The sequence below is a fragment of the Microcoleus sp. N9_B4 genome (assembly GCF_036701635.1).
Classification (GTDB): domain Bacteria; phylum Cyanobacteriota; class Cyanobacteriia; order Cyanobacteriales; family Microcoleaceae; genus Microcoleus.
The window spans coordinates 1-22,961 of sequence record NZ_JAUBRC010000078.1; the positions used below are offsets into that span (position 1 = coordinate 1).

Annotated in this window: 16 protein-coding genes; 8 read left to right on the forward strand and 8 right to left on the reverse strand. The window is 47.6% G+C overall.

The window, feature by feature from the left end; all coding sequences use genetic code 11:
- A partial coding sequence (locus tag QUA43_RS29265; protein ID WP_445302014.1) for an Ig-like domain-containing protein occupies positions 1 to 2,746 on the forward strand: 2,746 nt, incomplete at its 5' end.
- Between the two features lie 690 nt (positions 2,747 to 3,436).
- Here QUA43_RS29265 and QUA43_RS29270 read toward each other — a convergent pair.
- Positions 3,437 to 4,060, reverse strand: a complete 624-nt coding sequence (locus tag QUA43_RS29270; protein WP_333379110.1) for a GNAT family N-acetyltransferase — start codon at positions 4,058 to 4,060, stop codon at positions 3,437 to 3,439.
- Between the two features lie 1,714 nt (positions 4,061 to 5,774).
- Between QUA43_RS29270 and QUA43_RS29275 the strand changes: the two genes are divergently transcribed.
- Both QUA43_RS29275 and QUA43_RS29280 read left to right on the forward strand, forming a co-directional pair.
- On the forward strand, positions 5,775 to 9,299 hold the full coding sequence (locus QUA43_RS29275) for a response regulator (RefSeq protein ID WP_333379112.1): 3,525 nt from the start codon (positions 5,775 to 5,777) through the stop codon (positions 9,297 to 9,299).
- An 801-nt stretch (positions 9,300 to 10,100) separates the two neighbouring features.
- Positions 10,101 to 10,547 (forward strand): hypothetical protein, encoded by a 447-nt coding sequence (locus QUA43_RS29280; RefSeq protein WP_333379113.1) that lies wholly within the window; start codon positions 10,101 to 10,103, stop codon positions 10,545 to 10,547.
- Positions 10,548 to 10,787: 240 nt separating this feature from the next.
- On the opposite strand, the gene pheS is transcribed toward QUA43_RS29280, so the two are convergent.
- Entirely contained in the window at positions 10,788 to 11,792 is a 1,005-nt protein-coding gene (gene pheS / locus QUA43_RS29285; RefSeq protein ID WP_333379115.1) for a phenylalanine--tRNA ligase subunit alpha, read from the reverse strand.
- A gap of 223 nt (positions 11,793 to 12,015) precedes the next feature.
- On the opposite strand from pheS, the gene surE reads away from it, so the two are divergent.
- Both surE and QUA43_RS29295 read left to right on the forward strand, forming a co-directional pair.
- Positions 12,016 to 12,822, forward strand: coding sequence for a 5'/3'-nucleotidase SurE (gene surE / locus QUA43_RS29290; protein WP_333379117.1), 807 nt, complete (start codon positions 12,016 to 12,018; stop codon positions 12,820 to 12,822).
- 127 nt (positions 12,823 to 12,949) lie between these two features.
- Entirely contained in the window at positions 12,950 to 13,348 is a 399-nt protein-coding gene (locus tag QUA43_RS29295) for a hypothetical protein (RefSeq protein ID WP_333379119.1), read from the forward strand.
- Between the two features lie 555 nt (positions 13,349 to 13,903).
- Here QUA43_RS29295 and QUA43_RS29300 read toward each other — a convergent pair.
- Complete coding sequence (locus QUA43_RS29300) at positions 13,904 to 15,127, reverse strand: LL-diaminopimelate aminotransferase (RefSeq protein ID WP_333379120.1); 1,224 nt, start codon at positions 15,125 to 15,127, stop codon at positions 13,904 to 13,906.
- A 227-nt stretch (positions 15,128 to 15,354) separates the two neighbouring features.
- Positions 15,355 to 15,681 (reverse strand): thioredoxin domain-containing protein, encoded by a 327-nt coding sequence (locus QUA43_RS29305; protein ID WP_333379122.1) that lies wholly within the window; start codon positions 15,679 to 15,681, stop codon positions 15,355 to 15,357.
- Positions 15,682 to 15,825: 144 nt separating this feature from the next.
- Here QUA43_RS29305 and QUA43_RS29310 point away from each other — a divergent pair, with 144 nt between their 5' ends.
- Positions 15,826 to 16,581 carry a biotin/lipoate A/B protein ligase family protein gene (locus QUA43_RS29310; protein ID WP_333379124.1) on the forward strand — a complete coding sequence of 252 codons (756 nt, stop codon included), beginning with the start codon at positions 15,826 to 15,828 and terminating at the stop codon, positions 16,579 to 16,581.
- A gap of 267 nt (positions 16,582 to 16,848) precedes the next feature.
- Here QUA43_RS29310 and QUA43_RS29315 read toward each other — a convergent pair whose 3' ends face one another.
- The 4 genes from QUA43_RS29315 to psaK all read right to left on the reverse strand — a co-directional run bounded on the left by QUA43_RS29315 (position 16,849) and on the right by psaK (position 21,272).
- A complete protein-coding gene (locus QUA43_RS29315; RefSeq protein ID WP_333379125.1) occupies positions 16,849 to 17,640 on the reverse strand; it encodes a DUF928 domain-containing protein in 792 nt (263 codons plus the stop codon).
- A 38-nt stretch (positions 17,641 to 17,678) separates the two neighbouring features.
- Positions 17,679 to 19,628: an adenylate/guanylate cyclase domain-containing protein gene (locus tag QUA43_RS29320; protein WP_333379127.1), complete on the reverse strand. Its 1,950-nt coding sequence runs from the start codon at positions 19,626 to 19,628 to the stop codon at positions 17,679 to 17,681.
- Between the two features lie 81 nt (positions 19,629 to 19,709).
- A complete protein-coding gene (locus QUA43_RS29325; RefSeq protein WP_333379133.1) occupies positions 19,710 to 20,906 on the reverse strand; it encodes a site-2 protease family protein in 1,197 nt (398 codons plus the stop codon).
- Between the two features lie 81 nt (positions 20,907 to 20,987).
- The gene (psaK, locus tag QUA43_RS29330; RefSeq protein WP_333379128.1) at positions 20,988 to 21,272 is read right to left on the reverse strand and encodes a photosystem I reaction center subunit PsaK; all 285 of its coding nucleotides are present in this window, start codon (positions 21,270 to 21,272) and stop codon (positions 20,988 to 20,990) included.
- A gap of 133 nt (positions 21,273 to 21,405) precedes the next feature.
- Between psaK and QUA43_RS29335 the strand changes: the two genes are divergently transcribed.
- Both QUA43_RS29335 and QUA43_RS29340 read left to right on the forward strand, forming a co-directional pair.
- Positions 21,406 to 22,065: a phosphoribosylanthranilate isomerase gene (locus QUA43_RS29335; protein ID WP_333379129.1), complete on the forward strand. Its 660-nt coding sequence runs from the start codon at positions 21,406 to 21,408 to the stop codon at positions 22,063 to 22,065.
- 186 nt (positions 22,066 to 22,251) lie between these two features.
- Positions 22,252 to 22,961 (forward strand): helix-turn-helix domain-containing protein (locus QUA43_RS29340; protein ID WP_333379131.1); only part of this gene is annotated, 710 nt, incomplete at its 3' end.

A 22,961-nucleotide genomic window follows, 5' to 3' on the forward strand; every position in this document is an offset into this window, starting at 1 on the left:
GGCCCAAGGAATCCTGTTTTTAGGAGATCCAGCCAACGGCGGAGTAGCCGTGACACCGGGTCAAGTTTTGACACCGGCACAAATAGGACAACTATTTTTCCAATCCACAGGTAGCTTTACCGGTGCCAATTTTACCTACAGCGCCACAGATAGCAACGGCGCTACCAGTTCCCTGGCTACCGCTACTCTCGGTTCCACAGGAGCAACTCCCACACCAAATCCCCTAAACTTACCGCCAGTAACCAACAATGCTAATTTTACGGTAGACCCCAATAGCAGCGCGCGGGTGCCGGGATTGGGAGGAAGTGACCCCGATGGGTCGATCGCCTCTTACACCATCAACACCCTGCCGCCAGCGGCCCAAGGCATCCTGTTTTTAGGAGATCCAGCCAACGGCGGAGTAGCCGTGACACCGGGTCAAGTTTTGACACCGGAACAAATAGGACAACTATTTTTCCAATCCACCGGCGACTTTACCGGTGCCAATTTCAGCTACAGCGCCACAGATAACAGTGGCGCTACCAGCCCCGCCACTGCTACAGTTGCCGCTCTCTCCCCGACTTCCAACCAACCGCCATCGGTTAACAATGTTAACTTCACGGTTCCGACTAACGGCATCGTGCAGGTGTTGGGATTGGGAGGAAGTGACCCCGATGGGTCGATCGTCTCTTACACCATCACCAGCGTCCCCCCAGCCAACCAAGGAGTCCTGTTCTTATCAGATTCAGTCAACGGCGACGTACCCGTGACAGCCGGTCAAGTTTTGACTCCGGCACAAATAGGACAACTATTTTTCGTAGCCACAGTTGACTTTAACGGAGCAACTTTCAGCTACACCGCCACCGACAACCTCGGCAAAGTCAGCCCCGCTAGCGCTAATGTTGCTGCTATCTTGAGGCCAGTTGGAACTGTTCCCCCACTCATACCTACACCCACACCAACGCCGGCATCGCCGATCGTCTCAAATCCGATCGCCGAAACAGATACCGACTGTCAATGTTCGCCCATTATTGAAAAACCGGGAATTAACTTTGCGCCTCCGCAGCAACCACCTGCAGTTGGATTTGTCGGGCCGATTTCACAATTTTCAGAGGGACAAACCACCAAAGGAACCGACGGCGATGACTTGATCGTAGACACCAAAGGCAACCAAAAAATCGTCGGTTTTGAAGGCAACGACCTGCTTTTAGGTGAAGACGGCGCGGACGAAATTTACGGCAACGAAGACAATGACACGATTTTTGGGGGCGTTGACACCGATATTGTTTACGGAGACGAGGGCAACGATATCGTATTTGCAGGCAAACAGAACGACTGGATTGCCGGCGACTTAGGCTCTGACACCCTGTTTGGAGATCGAGGTGCGGATACGATTCTCGGAGACACCGGGCAGAACAACTCCCAGAGTCCTGACGATGCTCGCGACTTGATTTTCGGAGGCGAGGCTGCAGACATCATTAACGGCAACGAGGGCGACGATACCATCCATACCGGCAAAGGTGACGATATTGCCCTTGGAGGTAAAGAAAATGACCTGATTTGGGGCGAACTCGGCTCCGATACCTTGTTTGGTGGCATCGGCTCTGACAGCTTGTTTGGGGGCATCCGCGACCAAAGGGCCAGCGACTCCCAGGGACGCGACTTGCTGTACGGAGGCTTCGGTGACGACTTCCTCAACGGCCAACAAGGCAACGATACGCTGGTTGCAGGCAAAGATAACGATCGCGCTTACGGAGGCAAAGGCAATGACATCATCTACGGTCAATTAGGCTCCGATACCCTCTACGGTGGCGAAGGAGCCGATACTCTGCTCGGTGACAGTGGCAGTTCCCAGTCCATCGGGGATATCGGGGAACAAGACTTGCTCTTTGGTGGCAGTGGCAACGATATCATCGGCGGCGGCCACGGTAATGATACGGTGCAAGCCGGTAAAGGCAATGATTGTGTTTGGGGTGGCAAAGATAATGACCTGATTTGGGGCGAGCTCGGCTCTGATACCCTTGTCGGCGACAGCGGCGACGACACTATGTACGGCGGTGCTCGAAGTCGAGCTAAAGATGTCAACGGCCAGGACTGGCTCTTTGGCGGTGATGGTGCTGATGTGCTCTTCGGCGATGAGGGTGACGATACCATCAGTGGCGGTGAAGACAACGACTTGATTTACGCCGGCAAAGCTAACGACCTCATACACGGAGATCAGGGCGACGACTTGATTTACGGCGGTGACGGCAGCGATGAGCTCTGCGGTGACGAGGGCAACGATACTATCTATGGCGATCGTGCTGATAACCGGGGTGTCTCGGTGGGCGCAAACGACCAGCAAGACTGCATCAACGGCGGTGACGGCGATGACTTGCTCTACGGCAACGAAGGCCAAGATACTATCAACGGAGATGCTGGCAGCGATACCTTGATTGGTGGTAAAGATAACGACCTGCTCAATGGGGGCGCTGGAGATGACTGGCTGTTTGGCGGCTTGGGCGAGGATACTTTAATTGGAGGTATGGGGAGCGATCAATTTGTGTTGAATGGTGAGGGCGGCACTGATACTGTGATTAACTTCGAGGTAGGCGTCGATAAGTTTGTTTTGAGCGACGGCGTGAGTTTCCAGCAGTTGCAATTTAGCGCCACTCCGAACGGTACGTTGCTGCGAGTAGCAGGAACCGATCGGGTTTTAGCGAATCTGGTTGGGGTTAACGGGGCGATCGGCTCCTCGGATTTCCTACCAAATCTCTCTGAACTCTAGAATTGGGGGCGAAAGTCTCCTGTTCCGGCGAACAAAACGCCACAGAAGTTCAGATCTGCTGTGGCGTTCCTCACAATACTCAATCCGGGTTAGAAACTTTGTAGCGCTAGACCCTTGACAGCGCTCTTACAGTTGCCTTTTGTTACTCTCTAAAATGCTAAAAATTAAATGTGTATTCAAGCCGGATTTGGTATAATATCAAATCTGTTAGCATCGAGCTTATTCATAAATCTCTTACTTTTGTCGGCGTGAATCAGCGTCAATCTATTGTCATCTGCGGTTCAGAAATTATCTTTTATTTACCGCAGATACAGGCAGATTAACACAGATTAATTCGATTGATTTCTGTTGCACCTTGCGTGATTATTGACTGGTTTTTCCGTCCGACGAGGCTACCGAATTTGATATAATATCATGTCCGGTCGATTACGCCTAATACGGTAGGGACGGGTTCACGAAAAATATCTGCCAATAATTGACAATCTCAAAAACCCACCCTTTTAATCGCTCGATCGGACTAATTTTATGGTGTTGTGCGATCGGGCTTAAGAGCCAACTAAAATTCATCACTAATTCCCCATTCCCATTTCATTGATTCACAATAGAAGGAAAGAAGAGATACACGGATAGCTATTTTTTCCTTTTTCTTGGCGAAGCCCCAATTCCCCATGATCAATTCAAATACTTAGCTTAGGATAGCGAAATCTGCTTGCGTAAAAACAGGCGGCGCGGCTGGCCGAACAGCCAACCAGTCCAATTCCAATCCACCTGTTGCAAGCGATAGCCGGCCTGATAGTACAACTGTCGCGCCGGGTGATTATTTTCCAGAACGTGGAGGTAAATCTCAGAAAATCCCCATTCTCTGGCTGTCTCCTCGCAGTGGCTGAGCAATTGTTGAGCAACGCCCTGTCGCCGGTAGTCCGGGTGAACGGCTAAATTCGACAAATACGGATAGTCAGAACTCGGTATTTGCCAAGGAAAGCGATAACGCAGAGCCATTTCTACTGTTCCTGCCATGCGCTGATCTCGGTGCGCTCTATAATTCTGCGTTGCCTCCTCGCGCGAGACTAGCTCAGCAACCAGACAAATGTAATGTTCTGCCTTAGAACGCAGTCGATTTTTTAAATCTTCGTAAATCCCCAAACGCAACACTGGATACACCCATTCTACAAACCCCTCGCGGGAGTGAAAGCTCATGGCTAAAATATCAGCTAGCTGCGTTAAGTCGTTGGGCGCAGCCACCCGGATCGAAAAACCAGAAAGTCCGGGAGTTTGTTGTTGGTGAGATGGTGAGGAAAAAAATGAAGGATTCACAATGCCAGGCCACTATATTAATTTTTTTACGCGGGTTTCTAAGCTACCATCTTAGAAAATTCACTGAATTTATACTTCTTATAACGTAACTTATAGGCAGAGTTTATTAGCCAGATTAAATTACATTTTTTTGTGCTTGACTTTAAGTAGTATTTGAGGTAAATAAAAATTTTTTAGCATTTAATACTCTAGTTATGAAAAAATCAAACTCATCCATAATACTAGATTTGTGGATAAGCTATTTGGCCTTTAAATTGAAGCTTGATCCCTGGCTTTTGGCCGGCATCACAAGAGTTTAAGTAAACAGTAGCTTACAAATTCAATGCGCGACAGCTTAGCGGGCAAGGTATTAAAAACAATCACAAAGGTTTTAACGTCAGGTTCCCGGAATCTTACCGCTCTCTGCTTACGGAAATACCCGATCGAATATAATTTATCCGTCAAGCGGTAGTTGAAAAACTCAACGACTGACCATACTAACACCGGGCACGATCGCGCGTCGGATGTTCACCGCCGCCCCCCGACCTGACACCCTAGCTTTCAGCAGTTGTGGGCAATCCATCGCCCGTCCCCGATCGAACCGGCCTTACCTGTTGAGCTAGGGGTACTTTCCCAACTTCCAATTTAAATTTGGATGCCTGGAAACAGTCTGCAGGGGTTTTCCCCGTCGGTTCGATACTCTGCTGCGCGCGATGAGACCTTCAAAACCTCGATCGAGCTGATTGACCCTGCCCAAAAACCGATACAACCCACCGACACTCGTCGGGGACAGATCAAAATTTTAGACCCTAGTTCAAGCTCCCCGATTCACCTGTGGAGTAAATCTAAAATCTAAAATCTAAAATCTAAAATCGACTGATCGGTTTCCACAGAGTACATCCCTAGCTAAGATTAACAGATGGATGCTCGATCTTGCAGTGTTTCGCCACAGTAATTGGCTTGGGCGTTGGTCTGCAGGACGCACAAAAAATGCCGACATCGGGGAAAAAAGTGCAAGTCTAACTAAAATGGTACAGCAATTGCGTCACTCCCACAGACACCTCTGTGGTCTGTCAGCCACCCCCGAATATCAGTCCGGGGCTCGGCGGATTGTGGTCGGTATCCTTGGCTGACTGTTAAAGTTGCTGTTACTTGTGGGAAAAAACACAGGCGAAGAGGTTGGTTGTCTATTGTATCTTGCTGCGGACAGCTTTCACATACCAAATACAACAGTCCCAAGAGCCAGGATCAAACATAGATTTGGCAAATTAACTCACAATCAGGACGGTTATTCCTATGTATTCTGAGATATCCAGACGGCAGTTAAAATTGCCAGATTTGTGTTGGCTCTCCTGCTGCATAAAGGTAAGGGGTGAAAGAAAATTATCGGGAGACGAGTTTATGTGAATATCATTAAATAATAAAATTGGGGTGCACGACAGATAACTGTGGCTCAGAAGAATTCCGACTTGAAAACCCAGACATCAAAAATCAAGGTTGATGCTTGCCTCGGCCTACTCACAACAACTTCATACGCACGAATTATTGTGATACCATTTTCCAAAAATAATGGCACTCTAGGCAAACTCCCAACCCTTATGTCATCAGTCATTCGCAATCGAAAATCGAAAATCGAAAATCGAAAATGGTATGACTTCAGCAATTTAAATCGGCGAATTCTTCCTTTAATCAGACTTATTAAATCGAACAGCCCCGGGGCACAGGAGAACGGTGCATGAATTCCCAAGAAAATCCTAAGCTAAAAATTCTGATCGTCGATGACGAACCGGATAACCTCGACTTGCTTTACCGCACCTTCCATCGAGACTACAAAGTGCTCAGAGCCGAATCTGGCCCCGCTGCTCTCGAAATTTTGGCAAAAGAGGGAGAAGTTGCGGTGATTATCTCCGACCAGCGAATGCCAAAAATGAGCGGTACGGAGTTTCTCAGCCTGACGGCGGCTCAGTACCCCGATGTGATCCGAATTATTTTAACTGGCTATACGGACGTTGAAGATTTAGTAGAAGCTATTAACGCTGGCAAAGTATTCAAATACGTTACCAAGCCTTGGGATGCTCAAGAGCTGATCAATCTTGTCAGTCAAGCTGTTGAGACTCACAATCTTCTGAAAACGCGCACCAATGAACTGCGCCGTGCTTTGAGCCAAGAATCGCTGCTTTATGCCGTTACCAATACTATCCGATCGGCTCCCAATTACCAGCAAATGCTGCAAAGAATTGTGGAAACTGTCGGGCAGATGTTTGAGGTGAGTTGCTGTCTGCTGCGGCCGTTCCAAGACGGCCGGGTGGCCGATGAGTGGTTCGTTTACCAGAAGGCAGAAACTAAAGGGTTGCGGGGCGATGAGGAAGCGACGCCCGGAGAGGCTTCTGCTGGCGAACTCTCCCCCGATTTGCTGCCGGATTTGGTTTGGGAAACTCTGGATGTGGAGGTGATTCAAGATGCCCAAACTGACGATCGAGTTTTAAACTGGGATAATCAGCAACGACAGCAGGCTTACGAAGCTGCAAATATTCGATCGAGCTTGATCGTACCGCTATTTTACAAAATCGAACTGATGGCAGTCTTGGCGCTGCACCAGTTTGATCAACCGCGCCAGTGGCAAGACCACGAGGTACAGTTGGTAATTACGGTGGCAGACCAAGCGGCTTTGGCGCTTTCTCAAGCCCGGGCTTACGAACAGGTGCGGGCGCTGGCCAAGCGCGAGGCCTTAGTCAATACTATTACTTCGGCAATTCGATCGAGTCTCGATCCCCAAAATATTTTTGCAGCCATTACTCAACAACTCGGCCAAGCTTTGCAAGTTGACGGCTGCGCCCTATCTCTGTGGACAGAAGATGATGAATACGTCCAATGCGTGGGGCTATACGACACACATATGGATACCGTGGCTGTAGAACAGGGTTTTATTGACAATCCAGAGGTAGTTGCGAACCCTCTGGGCTACGAGACGACTTCTGCCGATGCTGCTGAGAACGCTCGCGCCTGGGTTTTTGCCCATCCTTCTTTGCCACAGTCTTTGGTGCCGATTCGGGGCAATCCGGTGTTGCTGCAAGTTATGGTATCAAAAGAGCCGGTGGCGATCGAAGATCTCGACGAACACCCTGAGTTAAATGTTACAGAACTGCAAGTTCGATCGCCAGCCCGCGCCTTGTTAGTCGTTCCCTTACTCTCAGAAGGCAAAATCATCGGCAGCATTTCCCTGCGCCAAAATCGCGGCACCCGCCGCTGGAACCTCTCAGACATTGACCTGGCTCAAATAGTCGCAACTCAAGCTGCTCTGGCCGTGCAGCAGTCGCGCCTCTACCAGACTACCAGACAGCAGGCAGAACGGCTTCTGGAAGCCGATCGGCTCAAAACCGAATTTTTCCAAAATATCTCCCACGAGTTCCGCACGCCTCTAACTCTAACTATCGGCCCTCTGGAATCAGCTTGCAGGCGCCAAGAAGACTTGCCCTACGAACAAGCCGTAATCGCTTTGCGTAATTCCCGCCGCCTCCTGCGCTTGGTAAATCAACTGCTGGACTTGCAGCGGCTCGATGCCGGACGGATGCAGCCGAGTTTTCGCCCCTGCGATTTAGTCGGTTTCTGTTACTCTACCGCAGAGTCGTTCCGCGCCTACTGCGAGAAAAAAGGACTGCACTTAATTACCCAACTGCAAGAATGTCCTTTACTTTATTTGGACTTGGAAAGATTTGACAAAGTTATTTACAACCTGCTGTCAAATGCTGTCAAATTCACCCCAGAAGGCGGAACTATCACCCTGAAAGTTGAATCTGCCGGCGCTCACTGCTTGTTACAAGTAAAAGACACGGGTATCGGCATTCGCACCGAACAAATTCCCTATTTATTCGAGCGGTTTCACCAAGCCGAAGGTTCAGCTAGCCGTTCCTACGAAGGCAGCGGTTTAGGTTTGGCACTTGTCAAAGAATTAGTCGAACTCCACGGCGGTCAAATTTCAGTTGAGTCAGTTTACGGCGAAGGTACTACTTTTACCGTTTGGCTGCACTTCGGTTCGACTCACTTGCCCCCGGAACAGGTACTAGAAATACCTGCGGAGTTTCACTCATCCAAAGCTGCGGTGGAACTGGCAGATGTGGAGGCGGATTTGTCGGAAAATGAGGCAGAAAGTCATAACTTTGAGGCGCTTGAACCGATCAGATCAGAAACAGCAGTGGGAACGGTTTTGGTGGTTGACGACAATCCTGATTTGCGCTTTTATGTGTCGGCAATTCTGCGAGATTCGGGCTTTGCAGTTTTGCTCGCCCGCAACGGAGAAGAAGGATTTGCCGTGGCTAAAAAACGTCGCCCTAATTTAATTATAACGGATTTGATGATGCCTTTGATTTCGGGCTTGGATTTGATTAAGATGATTCGAGAAGATGAGGAATTGCAGGGAACTCCGGCAATTTTGCTGACTGCTAAAGCCGACGAAGATACTCGAATTGAAGGAGTAGAACGGGGTGCGGATGCTTATTTGTCCAAGCCTTTTAATGATCGAGAATTGTTGGCGGAAGTGCGGAATTTGATCGCCCTCAAACAAAACGAGCGCCGAGTGCAGCAGTTGAACAGTTATTTAACTGAGTCGGTGCTACGCCGATTTTTGCCGCCGGCGATGGTGAAGGCCGCAGCGGCTGGAGATTTGGCCTTGGATTTGCGCCCGGAACCGCGATTGATTACTATTTTGTTTAGCGATATTGTCGGTTTTACTCAAATGGCAAATACGCTGCGCTCGCGCCGGGTAGCTGAGCTGTTGAATGAATATTTGGCAGCAATGACTAAGGCTATTTTTGACAGCGGCGGTACGGTGGACAAGTTTGTTGGAGATGCGGTAATGGCTTTCTTTGGCGCGCCGGAGGAACTAACGCCTAATGAGCAAGTACGCCGTGCTGTGGCTGCTGCGGGGCAAATGCTGCGAGCTCTCAAGGAGCTTAACAAGGGCTGGTTGGAGCAGGGAATTGTTGGGGAAAATGGCGTGTCTCCGGTGCGGTTTCGCTGCGGAATTCACCAGGGTACTGCGGTGGTGGGGATGTTTGGCGGCCCTGATCGATCGGATTATACTGCGATCGGGCCGAGCGTGAATATTGCCGCCCGCTTGCAAGAGGTGACGGAACCAAACACGGTGCTAATTTCGGCGGCGGTGGCAGATTATGTTGAGGAAAATCGCATTGTTAAATATAAGCCTTTGAAACTAAAGGGAATTGATGAAACGGTATTGACTTTTTTACTAAATTGTGATTAGTCATTATAAGTATTATATGTTGATATCCCACGCACAATTTCGGGAACAACCTATTCCTAAATAAGTAGATGAGCGGCAAAATATGTATGTAGTCCAAAGCGATGGTCACTCCGTGAAAGAATCCTTAGAAGCGATATTTTATGAAAATAACAATCGCCCGGTTGATGATAGCTTGACTGTCGCACCTACTTACTTGCCGTAAACAATGTGTTAAATTTAACTTGAATCACGCTAGTTAATGTTTAGTTGCATAAACATAATTTTTCCCGCCTATCTACTTAAGCGCGCCGATATGCGATCCGGTTGTGGACTCATATCAAATCCGGCAGCATCGTTTTGGTAAAATCCAGTCAACAGTCAACAGTCAACAATCACGGAAGCTGCAACCGGACTCGATCTAATTCATCTGCGTTAATCTGTGTTTATCTGCCCTCATCTGCGGTTAAAAAAAGAAAATTGCTTAACCGCAGATGACAAAGGATTGACGCTGATTAACGCAGATAATAAGAGATTTATGAATAATTCCGAGCCTAACAGATTTGACATCAATTGTTTAATCTTTAATCTAAAATCTACAATTGACTCACCCAAGTTCAAGATTCCAAATGGCGGCTGGGGAGTCAACTCTAAAATCTAAAATCTAAAATCTAAAATCTAAACTAGACTGACATTCCTGGCTTCCATCTATCAAAAGAGGGAATTTTTTTAACCGTTGTCAGCGGATAACCTCTCTCTAGAGAACGGTTCCGCCGATCGCTCAAATCGAGTAAAAATAGAGTGTCATATCTTGCTTTGTATTCTATGAAACTGAATTATTTTACGAAACGGCTTTCGACTTTAGGGCGCTTGATGGCTACAACTGTGCTTTGCGTGTCAGCGATGGCCTTCGTGTGGTCTGGTGCGTTCTTCTCTAACACCGCAGCAATGGCCTCTCCTGCTGTAAACTTGATCGCAGCAGCAGATGCGGGCGATGCGGTTCAAGAAAAAGCCAGCAAAGATGCTGGACGAGCCAAGAACTTCATCCGAGATACAGAAGAGAAGGTTAAGGAAACTGCCAAGACAAATGCTGCTAAAGTCGATCGAGCATCGGAAGATGGTAGTGTCGTAGAGCGCAAAGCTAAGAAAGACGCCGCCACAATTGAGAAAAGAGCATCGGAAGATTCAGCTCGGACTCAGGAAGCAGTAGATAATACCAAGAATGCTGTAGAGCGCGCTGTTGACAGCATCAAGGGTGCTTTTGGTCAGTAGAAAATAAATAAGTAGGTAAGTGCAAAAGCCTTGTCTACTTAAGTAAGCGGGCATGAATCAACTGATGTGAGCGGGGCGGGTTTTGACCTGAAAGAAGTCGGATAGCCAGAGTTACTTGCACTCACCCGCCCACCATATCTTATGGTTTTGTGGCTCTTGTCTGCTTACTTGAAACTGCAAAATTGATGTAGCTTAAGCAAAATCTCTAGAGGGTTTGTAGAACCGACCCCACATCCTGCTTTAAAATTGCCGCAAAAAGCGCAAGTCGCTACCATAAACCCGGCGAATATCGTCGATTTCATAAAGTACCATTGCGAACCGCTCGACACCAAAACCGGCCGCAAACCCAGTATATTTTTCTGGGTCTAAACCGACTCCTTTAAGAACGTTAGGATCGACGGTTCCGCAGCCCAAAACTTCCAGCCATTTGCCGTTCCACTGCAAATCAACTTCGGCCGAAGGTTCGGTAAACGGAAAGTAACTCGTGCGGAAACGAATCGGCAAATCTTGCCCGAACATTTGCCGCAAAAATTCTTTAATTGTGCCTTTCAAGTCAGTAAATGTCAGACCTTCATCAATTGCTAAAAGCTCAATTTGGTGGAAAACTGCGGCGTGAGTAGCATCAACAGTATCGCGGCGGTAAACGCGGCCCGGAGAGACAATCCGAATCGGCGGTTTGTGCTGTTCCATGTAGCGAATTTGCACTGATGATGTCTGAGTCCGCAGTAAGTCGCCGCCTGGTAGGTAAAATGTATCTTGCATATCCCGCGCTGGGTGGTCTGGCGGGGTGTTGAGCGCCTCGAAGTTATAATAATCTGTTTCCATTTCCGGGCCGTTGGCGACGGTGTATCCGAGACCGACAAAGATATCGAGAGCGCGGTCTATGACGGCGTTTAAGGGGTGAACCCGGCCTTGGGGGCGAAAAATCCCCGGCATGGTGACATCGATGGTTTCTGAGGCTAATTTGGCTTGGATTTGGGCGGTTTGGAGGGCGGCGCGCTTGTCTTCTAAATCGGCTTGCAGGGCTTCTTTGACTGTATTGGCGATCGCACCTACTTTGGGTCGCTGGTCTGGCGACAGTTTGCCCATCATGCCTAAAATTTGAGAGAGTTGGCCTTTTTTGCCGAGGTAGCCGACGCGCAACTGTTCGAGTTGTTCGAGGGTATTGGCAGTGGCGATCGCACTTTTGGACTCTTGACCGAGGGTTTCTAGTTGAGTTTCAATGTCGCTTAGCTGGACAGTCATTTTGATTTTAGATTTTAGATTTTAGATTTTAGATTGATGGCAGTTTTGGGCCAAGTTGAGTTTAGCGCAATTTTGGCTCTACAGTCTTGTAGATTTTAGATTTTAGATTTTAGATTTTAGATTTTCGGCAGGTACGGATAATTTGTAATAGGTAATTCGATGTTAGAGCGATCGCCCTAGTTAAATCTAGTTTAGTATTGTTATAAGGCCTATAAAAATTTCAATGAAACTTTTAATTAGCAACGACGACGGCATCTTTGCACAAGGCATCCGCAGCCTCGCCAACGCTCTCGCCACCGCTGGCCACGACGTGAGCGTAGTTTGTCCCGACAGAGAGCGCTCCGCTACCGGCCACGGCCTTACCTTGCACCAACCCATCCGCGCCGAAATTGTCGAATCTATTTTTGATCCCGCAGTCCAAGCTTGGGCCTGTTCGGGCACTCCCGCCGACTGCGTGAAACTTGCTTTGTGGGCTTTACTTGACAAACCGCCGGATTTTGTTCTTTCCGGTATCAACCACGGGCCCAATTTAGGCACGGACATCATCTGTTCGGGCACGGTTTCTGCCGCAATGGAAGGAATTATGGAAGGCATTCCCAGCATTGCTTTCAGCCTCGCGAGCTATACTTCGCAGGAATTTGGGCCAGCGGTGGATTTCGCTGTTACCTTGCTGGCACAGTTGGAAAAACAGCCAATGCCCAGACCGGTGCTGTTGAATGTCAACATACCAGCAGTCACACAAGCAGAAATTACCGGAGTTGCGATCGCCCGTCAAGGCATTCGCCGCTATTTCGACATATTTCAAAAGCGCACCGATCCGCGCGGCAAAACTTATTATTGGCTGGCTGGGGAATTGTTAGAAGATGTAGAAGAAATCGCCGATTCGGCGGTGCCACATGATATTCCTACAGACGTACAAGCTATTCGCGACAACAGAATAACCGTAACTCCTTTGCAATATAATCTCACCTGTGCTCCAGACTTGCACTCGTTGCGGGATTGGCAATTTGAAGGTTTTCCCAAGCAGTGAGCTCCGATCGACCCGATCGGAGCGGTAAACTAGGAATTAAGGAAAAGTGCCTCTCAAGGTCTATACCTTTGGCGTTAACACAGGCTCCCAATTACTTGTTAGTTTTTTTTACTCAAGAAAAACAGTTATGAACGCTCCCACCTATAACACTCATTCTGTCACTTGCCCGATCTGCAACCGTTCCAGCGTCGTAGGCCCAGTCGGGATGGTCAGTGGACTATTCACTTGTCCCCACTGTCATTCTCATATGGTAATTAGCTGGAGCGGTCATTTTGTGCGCGATCCTTTTAGTCTCAAACAACTGACGGTGGGAAAGATGCTCAGGCGCGAGAGCAGACCGTTAGCTCGCCTTCAGCGGGACTTTGGGCTGGGCAAGCCTTTTCCGCTGATTGCAATTTTGGGCAGTGTGGTCTTTTTCGGGTGTGTGCTAGCCGCTACGGAACAATCGCTACCCCGACAGAATTCACTGCAAGGATTTTTAGAGTGGGTGAGCGGAACTGGTAATTCCCAAGATATCTCACGTTAACATTTCTTAAAAGAAATTGTGACAGATACTGCGTGCAAATATCTATTCCTTTAGGTAGAAATCACACTATTTTAGCAATTGCATCCATCTTGAGCTACGGGTAAGCACTTAAATGCCGTGCCCTTCATCCTGTGTCCAAAAACGTCAAAACCCCTGTCTAAAAACGAAAGCCCCGCAGACTTAAGTCTAAGAGCCGTGTTTCAGGTTAAGTTGACACGTAGAGCACTTTTCACGTAAGTAGCTACGAGCTGTAGGGACACGGAACTGACCTGTCCTAGCCCTTGTAGGGACACGGCGCCGTGCCCATAGGTGTCAACTTAACGTGCAACCGATAGTCCGACAGGGGTTGAAACAATAGCCTCAAAGCTAAAGTCGTCTGAAGACGACTAATGAGTTTTTCAGTCCTCTTGGAGAAGACTTTAGCTATATGCCCCGTGGAATTCATTCCCTGGGGAAGAGTGCCGGGTGAGCGGGAGGACTGGCGGACTAAAAGCTTAAGTTGACACACCTCGGGCACGGCGCCGTGTCCCTACGGCGCTCGCCGTAGGGGTGTACTCAATTGAGAAACTCAGCAATTTTTTTAACTGCTGCTTCCAAAATTGCTGGCGACTCGACTAAGGCAAATCGCACGTAGCCTTCTCCTGATTTCCCGAAACCGGCACCGGGGGAAGCTGCGACTCCTGTACTCTGTACTAGCTGAGTGCAAAATTTCACGGAATCTTGGGCCCAAGGTTCCGGCAGTTTCGCCCAGACGTACATGGTGGCGGGGGGTACGGGCACTTGCCAGCCGATGCCCTGTAGCGCGTTTACAAAGGCATCTCGCCGTTTTCTGAAGGTTTCTACGCTGGTTCTGACGGTATCTTGAGGGCCTGTTAAAGCTGCGATCGCTCCGTTTAAAATCCCTCGGTATTGGTTGAAGTCCACTGCGGCTTTTACCTGTCGCAGCGCTGCAATTAGTTCGGAATTGCCGATCGCATATCCGACTCGAAAACCTCCCATACTGTAGGATTTGGATAATGTAAAAAACTCGATCGCCACACTCTTATCTCGATCCGCCTGAAAGATTGACGGCGCCATCAATTTTCGATATTCTTCCTCGTTACCAGAGGGCGGGCACGGGGGCACAGCCCCTACGGAATCGTCAAACACTAAATCCACATAAGGGAAATCGTGAACTAAAACAAGTTGATGTTCTCGACAAAAAGCTACGGCTTTCTCAAAAAAAGCAACCGGGGCGATCGCAGTTGTAGGATTGTGAGGATAGCTCAAAACCATCATCTTCGACTCAGCCAGCACTGCTGTCGGAATATCTTCAAATATCGGCAAAAACGCATTTTCTGCTAATATCGGCATCGGATAAATTTGACCGCCTGCCAAATGCACACCGCCCGCGTGGGAAGGATAGCCCGGATCGAGCAGCAAAGCAAAATCTCCAGGGTTGAGTACAGCTAAAGGCAGATGCGCCGTGCCTTCTTGGGAACCAATTAACGGCAGCACTTCTGTTTCTGGATTGACTGCAATTCCAAATTTTTGCTCGTACCAAATAGCTGCTGCTTCCCGAAAATCTCTTGTGCCGTTAAACAGCAAATAGCCGTGGGTGCTGGTGTCGGACAGAGAATGTGCGATCGCATCTGTAATGTGAGCAGCCGCCGGCAAATCCGAAGAACCCAGAGACAAGTCAATCACATTTTGTCCCGCTGCTCTAGCTTGAGCTTTTGCCCGATCCATATCGGCAAATACATTAAATTGCAGTGGATCTAAACGTTTAGCAAATTGCATATTTTCTGTATCTTTGGGGAATTCTAAGGAATATTTTTATATTAGCTAAATTATTATTTATATTGCATTTTTATGGCGTTTGTGATTTTTTTTGACTAACCGCAGAGAGCGCAGAGAGCGCAGAGTCAGAGAGGAATATCGAGGATAAAAGAGAGATGTTAAAAAAATATTCGCGATGGCTATAATTCTAAGTTGGGAGTTGGAAACTCCCGAATCATTTCCAAACTTTATAAGTGAGCGTCCAGCAAACCGACCAAAGTTTGTTTAGTAATAGCTCCCTCGTGAGAAAGCACTACTTCGGCATTTTTAAACAGCCGGAGAGCTGGGACTCCTTCTACTTTATACTGCTTGACAGTAGTAGGATTGGGGTCAATTTCCATTTTAACCACTTTCAGACGATCGCTGTAGTTGGCCGCCACCCAGTCTACCGAAGGCGCGATCAGTTTGCAAGGCCCGCACCAACTAGCCCAAAAATAGGCAAGCACTGGTTGCTCTGCTTTCAGGACTTCTGTTTCAAATTTTTCGTCGTTAATGACAATTACACTGTTGCTCATGGTTCTGGGATTATTTTTTCTATTTATTTCTAAAGCACCGGCGGGCGTGAAACTTGCACCAACTTAGAAGACAGGCCCAAAAAACTGTTACTAATTTTAAAACATTCTGCGAATTATTGAGTAGAAACTAAGGACTCGGGACTGATGGCTAATTCTGTTTGGCGTTTAATTCCGCAGCTACAAGCGTCTGGGAGGTTGCAGATGGCGATCGACCAATGGCTACTGGAACAGCATCTAGCGGGCAAACATCCGCCAACTCTGCGATTTTACACTTGGCAACCGGCGGCGATTTCCTTGGGCTACCACCAGCGACGATGGCCGGAGTTTTGGCAGCAGTTGTCTTGGCAGGGAATGCCTGTGGAGTTGGTGAGGAGGCCCAGCGGCGGGCGCGCCGTGTTGCACCAAGGGGATTTAACTTATGCAGTTGTGGCGTCAGGATTTGGAAGCAGCCGTATGAAAGCTTATCAGACTATTTGCGAGTTTTTGATTGAGGGTTGGAGGGCGATGGGTTTGGATTTGCACTATGGGGAAGCTGGAAGGGGCTATATTCACAATCCGAATTGTTTTGGTACTGCTACGGGTGCGGATTTAGTTACCGCTGATGGTTGCAAGTTAATTGGTAGCGCGCAATTGCGACGGGGTGATGCTATTTTGCAGCACGGTTCGATGCGTTTGCAGCCGGATGTTTGTTTGTTTTCTCAAGTGTTTGGGGAGCAATTAATTCCTGTGCAATTACCTCTATCTGAAGGGGGAGATGATTTGATTGCCACTGTAATTGATGTTTTGAGTGCGGCGGCTTGTCGCTGTTTTGAGATTGATTTGGAGGTGCAGCCACTTTCAGAAGAGGAATGGCAGGATATTTGGGAATTAACAAGTAATCAACTGTTTCACATTTTTTAACCTGCATATTTGGGGGCGGGGTTTCCTGCCAGCATTTAGCAACAGCCAAGATGGTTGTTCCACATATTTCTGGGATAACTATTGTGGGTATACCGCCTTTTGGGAACAGCCAAGATGACCGTTCCACAAGAAAAATTATTTGTTGTAGAATAGCCATCTTGGCTGTTACTGATACAAGTTAAAAACTTGTACAGTTATTTTTATTAAAAGTTTTCTGGCCCGTTGCTCTAACGCCACCAAAAAAGTTAAATTTAAATGCAGTACAGCTTAGGGCTGTGGCTGAGTTTGAACGATCGGCTCTTTGGCAATTTCGCCCAATTTCACAGAATCCAGCAAGCTTTCCCAATCAGCCTTGAACGTTGTATCATTAGGCTGATCGCGGCGAGCGGCAGCTAGGGTGCTGAGGGCATCTTGCCAAATCCCATTTTCAGCATAAATAACGGTTTTCTGGCGCGGATCAGCCTGATCTAATTGACGGCGGATATCTTCACTGAGTTCAACTCGCCGTACCGTACCGATTTCGATCTGATCTGCCGATCGGTCTTGAGAGTTGCAAATCACTGTAAAATTCCAACGGTAACTTTTGCCTAATTCCAAGGGCGGCACATTTTTGTTAGCGGGGATACTAACGCCGATCACCCCTGATAAATTGGTAATTGTGAGATCCTGTTTATAAATCTCCTTGCCGCTTTGATCTTTGAGGATAAATTCGGCTGATTCCGCCTCTGTTTTAGGCAAGTAGAAAAAGAATGTTGGATAGTCGGAAACAGTCCGTCCCATCTTATTTGTAGGCACTAAGGCTGTGAGACCTAGCTGACTAATGCTCCCGCAGCCACCGCGCACAGGGCGTCCCGGTTGAGTGGGGGGCCCACTATCTTCAACTATACCTTCAGTAGGCGGAATGAAGCGCGGCCCTCCCGGTATAGAGTTGGGTGGGCGGTCAGGTGTGTTTATGCTGGGCTGTCCCACAACTGCCAATTGAGAAATGTTAAGTGTGGCTATCAATACTATTGAGCCAACTGATGTCAGATTGATGAGAAACTTAGTAATTGTTTTCACATTAACTCCATGAATTTGTAGGGAGAGATTCTCTCTTTTTATTTCTTTTTCCTTCCCAAAATCCGGTAGACATTAACTTTTTGTTCCCTACCTCTTAACGGTAAAGCTCCCCAAGATTCTACCTCAAATTTGTCCGCCAGATGCAGAAAGGTTTCTTCTGCAATCAATATCCGGCAAGTGTCCTCTTGCCGCTCCTTTTCGCAGCTTTCCAGGCGAGAGGCAATATTTACGCTGTCGCCGATCACTCCATATTCTAAACGGGTTGTGCCTCCCAGACTACCCACCATAACAGGCCCTGTAAAGATGCCTACTCGCATTTTTACGGTCGGTAAACCGCGGGTGAGCCAATTTTGATTCATTTCTGGCAAGCGGGAACTGATGGCTAAAGCGGAAGATACGGCAAGGCGAGCATCTTCTGCAATTTCTTCTGCAGTGGTGCGGGGAATAGGTACGCCAAATACTGCCAACATTCCATCTCCGGTAAATTTATTAATCACGCCTTGATGTGCTTGGACTTCTTGCGCCATTGCTGATAAATACTCATTTAACCAACTCATTACCACTTCTGGCGGTAGTTTTTCGGAGATTGTACTAAAACCCTGCACGTCGGTGAGGACGATGGTAGCAGTAAGTTTTTGACCGGGCAATAACCCTGATTCGAGCAGATGGACGCGTTCTTTCCACAGGGCATTTGCGATCGCCGGTGATGTTTGTTGTCCTAATAATTTCATCACAATCCCTTGCTGTTGCCTCGACTGCTCGTATTTATAAGTAACTGCGACTCCTGCGGTGATTAAAAGTGCCATAGCAGGGGAAATTAGAGGTATCCACCCCTGTTGTATGAAGAGGAAAAAGGTAAATCCGAATAACGAGCCGCAAGCTACGATCGCGATCGCGATCAAATTCAGGGATTTTTCTAGCCGCCAAGCTAAACAGCCGCCCACTGCACTCCACACAGCGATCCAGAGAATTTCTTGCCATTCGTCCCAATACCAAAATAGCCCTTGGCCGTCTAAAACTGCACTGAGAATTTGGCTGGTGGCAGTTGCGTGAATTAATACCCCAGGCGTCGGGATATTACCTTTTTTAGTAGCGCTGTAAGGGGTAGAAAAAATATCTTTTACTGTTGGGGCTGTAACACCGATTAAGACTATTTTACCTTTTACCAATTTGGGGTCAACTTTGCCCTCCAAAACTTGAGTTAGTGTCACGGTTTCTGCTATCTTTTTAGCAGAGCGGTAATTGAGCAATATTTGATAGCCTTGGGCAGGAATGTTCTGATAACCTCCTGAGTTTGATCGCAACTTATAAAATACTGTTTTATCTACCAGGAATTCATTGTTTTCTGTAGCTTGAGATTCTATTTTTTGGCTCTCAAAATATGCAAAAGCTAGCCGGGTGGAAAATGAATAAAACGTGTTTTTACCATCGCCAATAGAAATCACATTGCGACGCACTATACCATCTGGATCGAGATACAAATCGTTAAATCCTACCCGCTGGTCGGGTATGTTGGGAGGTGGCTGGACTCGATCGTACTTTGAGGAGCCGATGAAGGTAATGGGAAATACTTTGGGGTTTTTCAGTTGAGTTGCTAATTCTGCACTCCCCGGTTTGTAGGGAATATCACGGATTATATCGAGACCAATAGCTGTGGGTTCCAAACGCGCTATTTCGGCGATCGCTTTTGCTAAAACGCGATCGGAAATTGGCCATCTGTTTAAAGCACTAATGTCCCGATCGGTGACTTCAACTATCAATAACCGGGGGTCAGCGCCCGGATCGGGCCGCAACTGCACCATGAGGTCGTAAGCATTTAATTCTAGTGGCTGCAACCCGCCTAAATGCCTCACTCCTAATAGAGTTCCGGTCACGACAATCCAGATAATAGCAAGAGGCTGCAAGTCAGGGAAGGGGAAGAAATAAGTTAAGTTTTTTCCACGTCCATCTGCCAATTTCTGATAAATTCTCTTAAAGAATTTGGGCATAAAATTTTTTGTTTTAACCCTTATTGACAAAGTTTGCTAAATCTTAACTGATCGCTGATGCCCCTTACTGATGCCCAATTTTTAATTATCCTGTGCGGTTTTGGCGATCGCACTTAACTGCAATCCCTGCGGATAGCTGTTTTCTTCTTTGCTGCGCTTGATGTCGGCCATTGAAATCTGGGGTTTGAGGTATGTTGCCAAAACTTTAACCACGTCACCCCGATCGATCGTCCCCGCTACTGAACCAATCGGCGAGAGGACGATGATTCGGGGGAGTTGACGGGCTTCCATGCTGTTAATTACTTCGGCGAGGGATGCTTTTTCGGAGACTGTGGGGGTTTTTCCCAGGGGTTTCAAAATGTTGTGCAAAGTCTGAACTTGCCATTGACTGCGTTCTGTGAAGCGAATATCGTCGATCGACACTAAGCCCAAATCCCGGCCGTTGGTCGCAGCAATGTAAAATGGAAACGGATTGACTTCTAACAAATATCGATCGGCAAATTCTCGCAGAGTCAAATCTGCATCTACAACTCGAAACTCGCGACTCATCGCATCGCTGGCTTTAATTTTGAGCAGGGCTTCTTGCAGCGAAGTAACTTGACTATAAGCAGTGGCATTGCGAATGCCAAACCAGCCAATCAGCGCAATCCACAAGCCGCCGTACTCGCGCGCTAAAAAGCATAAACTCAGACCCCAAGCAACAGCCAGCCAACCTAAAACTTGTCCTGTTTTTGCCGCCCAGCGAACGCCTGCAAATCGAGAGCCGGTGATTTTCCAAATTGCTGATTTTAAAACTTGTCCTCCATCCAAAGGCAGACCGGGAATTAAGTTAAATAATCCCAAAACGAGATTGATTAGTGCTACCCTTTCGGTGACAATTGCTAGCAAACTTTTTGGGGGAAGAACTTGAGAACCCAAACCGAGGATTAAAAACAGCGCAAAGCTGACGAGAGGGCCGGCAATGGCTACTTGAAAAGCTTGACCGGGAGTTTTTGATTCCGAGTCGATCGAAGCTACTCCGCCAAATAAGAATAAGGTAATAGAATTAACTTTAATGCCTTGCGATATCGCCGCTAAGCTGTGTCCGAGTTCGTGCAAGAGCACGGAAGCAAACAGTAGCAGAGCTATTGCTAACCCCGCACTCCAGGAGAGCGCAGGCCCCCACAGGCGGTAACTGCTGGCGTATTCGCGGGTTGCTAAGGCTAAAATTATAAACCACGAATAATCTATAACTAGGGGGATGCCAAATAAAGAGCCGATTCGCCAACCTGTCTGCATGAAGTTTCCTGGGAAAGGAGAGCAAGAAAGAGTTTCTATTATATCTTTTCTCACCCCTTGCCTTTGCCTTTCCCCTGATTTTTACAGAACTCCGGCGTTACCCAAGCCCAAGATTACTCCGGCTCCGAGCAAGTGGCCGAAGCTGGCTGTTGCCAGCAATTCTGGTACGCCGAAGCCTTTGAACATTCCAGGGAGTGCAACGGGTAAAGCTGGGCCCTTGCCTCGGTTTTGCTTGGAGATGCCGTAGTAGCCGATCGTGATCGCCAGCAAATTGCATAAAATCATTGTCAGTCCTACCATGGGCGACCACTCCGGTGTTGAGGGAGCGGTAGATTGTACGGCTAACAGCAAAGATGAGTTGAGCACTTTCTTATCTCCTGATTTCACAGATATATTGAGTTCCAAGATTATAAAAAGCGTTTTGCATTAAACTAAGATTTGTTTTAATAGTTAACAATTCGTTTATATTTTGATACAAATTCGGAAGGGAGGAGTCGGAGTGCGGGTTAAAATTTGCGGAATCACTAAATTAGACCAAGGAATTGCGATCGCCCGCTTGGGAGCCCAGGCTTTGGGGTTTATCTGCGTGCCCGCTTCCCCCCGCTATGTCACCCCAGAAACAATTCGCCTGATTGTCGAGCAGTTGCCGGAAAATGTCGATCGCATCGGCGTTTTTGCAAACACCACAATAGAAAATATCTGTCAAGTAGCGGCAGAGTCAAATTTAAGCGGGGTGCAGTTGCATGGAGATGAAACTGCGGAATATTGCGATCGACTGCGGGACTTTTTGCCGGGAATTGAAATTATCAAAGCCCTGAGAGTTAAGACTCCTGAAACTTTAGCCACCGCTGCTATTTATGCTGTTCGTGTCGATACTTTACTGCTGGATGCTTACCATCCAGAGCAATTGGGCGGTACTGGTAAAACGATCGACTGGATGATGTTATCAGAGTTTAGACCGCAGTGTCCTTGGCTGCTGGCGGGCGGTTTAACACCCGATAATATTTTAAATGCAATTGATAGTGCGATCGGCAATAACTTCAGCGGTGTTGACCTGTCTAGCGGCGTAGAAATAGCGCCGGGAGATAAAGATTTGACCAAAGTTGCTCAGTTGTTTGCTAATTTAACTACCAGCCGGGAAGTCCCTCGGTATATTTAGAGGGGATTAATCTGAGCGCTGCGCGAAGTACCCCGAATAAATTACTCCTTGGGATGAAAGGCTCGTCTGGTGTAGGTACGGAAACCGACAATTAGACATTGCGAGTACCTTTAACTTTGATGTACTTCCTAGATATTAAAACAAAAGAAATGGTATATTAAGGTAGGTCGAAAAAAGAAGCTAAAAATGCAACTCACTTACAAATACCGCCTCAAACCAACCAAGCCCCAACTAGCAACTATTGTGGCTCATTTAGAACTCTGCCGTCGGCAGTACAACTACCGACTCGGCGAAAGATTTAGGTGGTGGGAAACCACGAGAACACCTATCCACGCCTGCCCATTGATTGTTTCGATAGTCTCTGTTGAGGAGATTTATCGAAATATTCCCTTGACTAGAGTGCAAACTAGGGATGGCAGAAAAAAGGATGAGTCAGGCAATCCTCTAACCAGGAAAGGTGATGTTTTCTCAAACATTGAAGGCGGATATGTACAGTGGCAGACGATACAATTAGCTGACCTGAAAAACACTAAAAAATTATTGCCTGATTATAAAGTGTTAGATTCCCAGGTTTTGCAAGATGTCGTCAACCGAGTTGAAACTTCCTTTTCAAACTTCACCACGCCCGACAAAAACGGCAATCGTAGAGGCAAGCCAAGATTCAAAGGGCTTCACTACTACAAATCCTTCACTTACCCTCAATTAGACAACTTAGATATTGTCAAAGATGAACAAAACAGGATTTGTATTAGCCTCACAAAAATAGGTCAAGTGCCTATGGTCTTTCACCGTCCCATACCAAAAGGATTCAAAGTTAAGACGGGTAGTGCGATTCGTTTAGCCTATAGTAAGCTGAAAAGCTTTACAGGACGGTTAACCCAGTTGATAAAACTGGT

What these genes read in the sequence shown, in the direction of transcription:
- QUA43_RS29310 (WP_333379124.1), top strand. Translation starts at nt 15,826, where the DNA reads ATGGCTAATTCTGTTTGGCGTTTAATTCCGCAGCTACAAGCGTCTGGG.
- surE (WP_333379117.1), top strand. Translation starts at nt 12,016, where the DNA reads ATGAAACTTTTAATTAGCAACGACGACGGCATCTTTGCACAAGGCATC.
- pheS (WP_333379115.1), bottom strand. Translation starts at nt 11,792, where the DNA reads ATGACTGTCCAGCTAAGCGACATTGAAACTCAACTAGAAACCCTCGGT.
- QUA43_RS29305 (WP_333379122.1), bottom strand. Translation starts at nt 15,681, where the DNA reads ATGAGCAACAGTGTAATTGTCATTAACGACGAAAAATTTGAAACAGAA.
- QUA43_RS29295 (WP_333379119.1), top strand. Translation starts at nt 12,950, where the DNA reads ATGAACGCTCCCACCTATAACACTCATTCTGTCACTTGCCCGATCTGC.
- QUA43_RS29320 (WP_333379127.1), bottom strand. Translation starts at nt 19,628, where the DNA reads ATGCCCAAATTCTTTAAGAGAATTTATCAGAAATTGGCAGATGGACGT.
- QUA43_RS29300 (WP_333379120.1), bottom strand. Translation starts at nt 15,127, where the DNA reads ATGCAATTTGCTAAACGTTTAGATCCACTGCAATTTAATGTATTTGCC.
- QUA43_RS29280 (WP_333379113.1), top strand. Translation starts at nt 10,101, where the DNA reads ATGAAACTGAATTATTTTACGAAACGGCTTTCGACTTTAGGGCGCTTG.
- QUA43_RS29325 (WP_333379133.1), bottom strand. Translation starts at nt 20,906, where the DNA reads ATGCAGACAGGTTGGCGAATCGGCTCTTTATTTGGCATCCCCCTAGTT.
- QUA43_RS29275 (WP_333379112.1), top strand. Translation starts at nt 5,775, where the DNA reads ATGAATTCCCAAGAAAATCCTAAGCTAAAAATTCTGATCGTCGATGAC.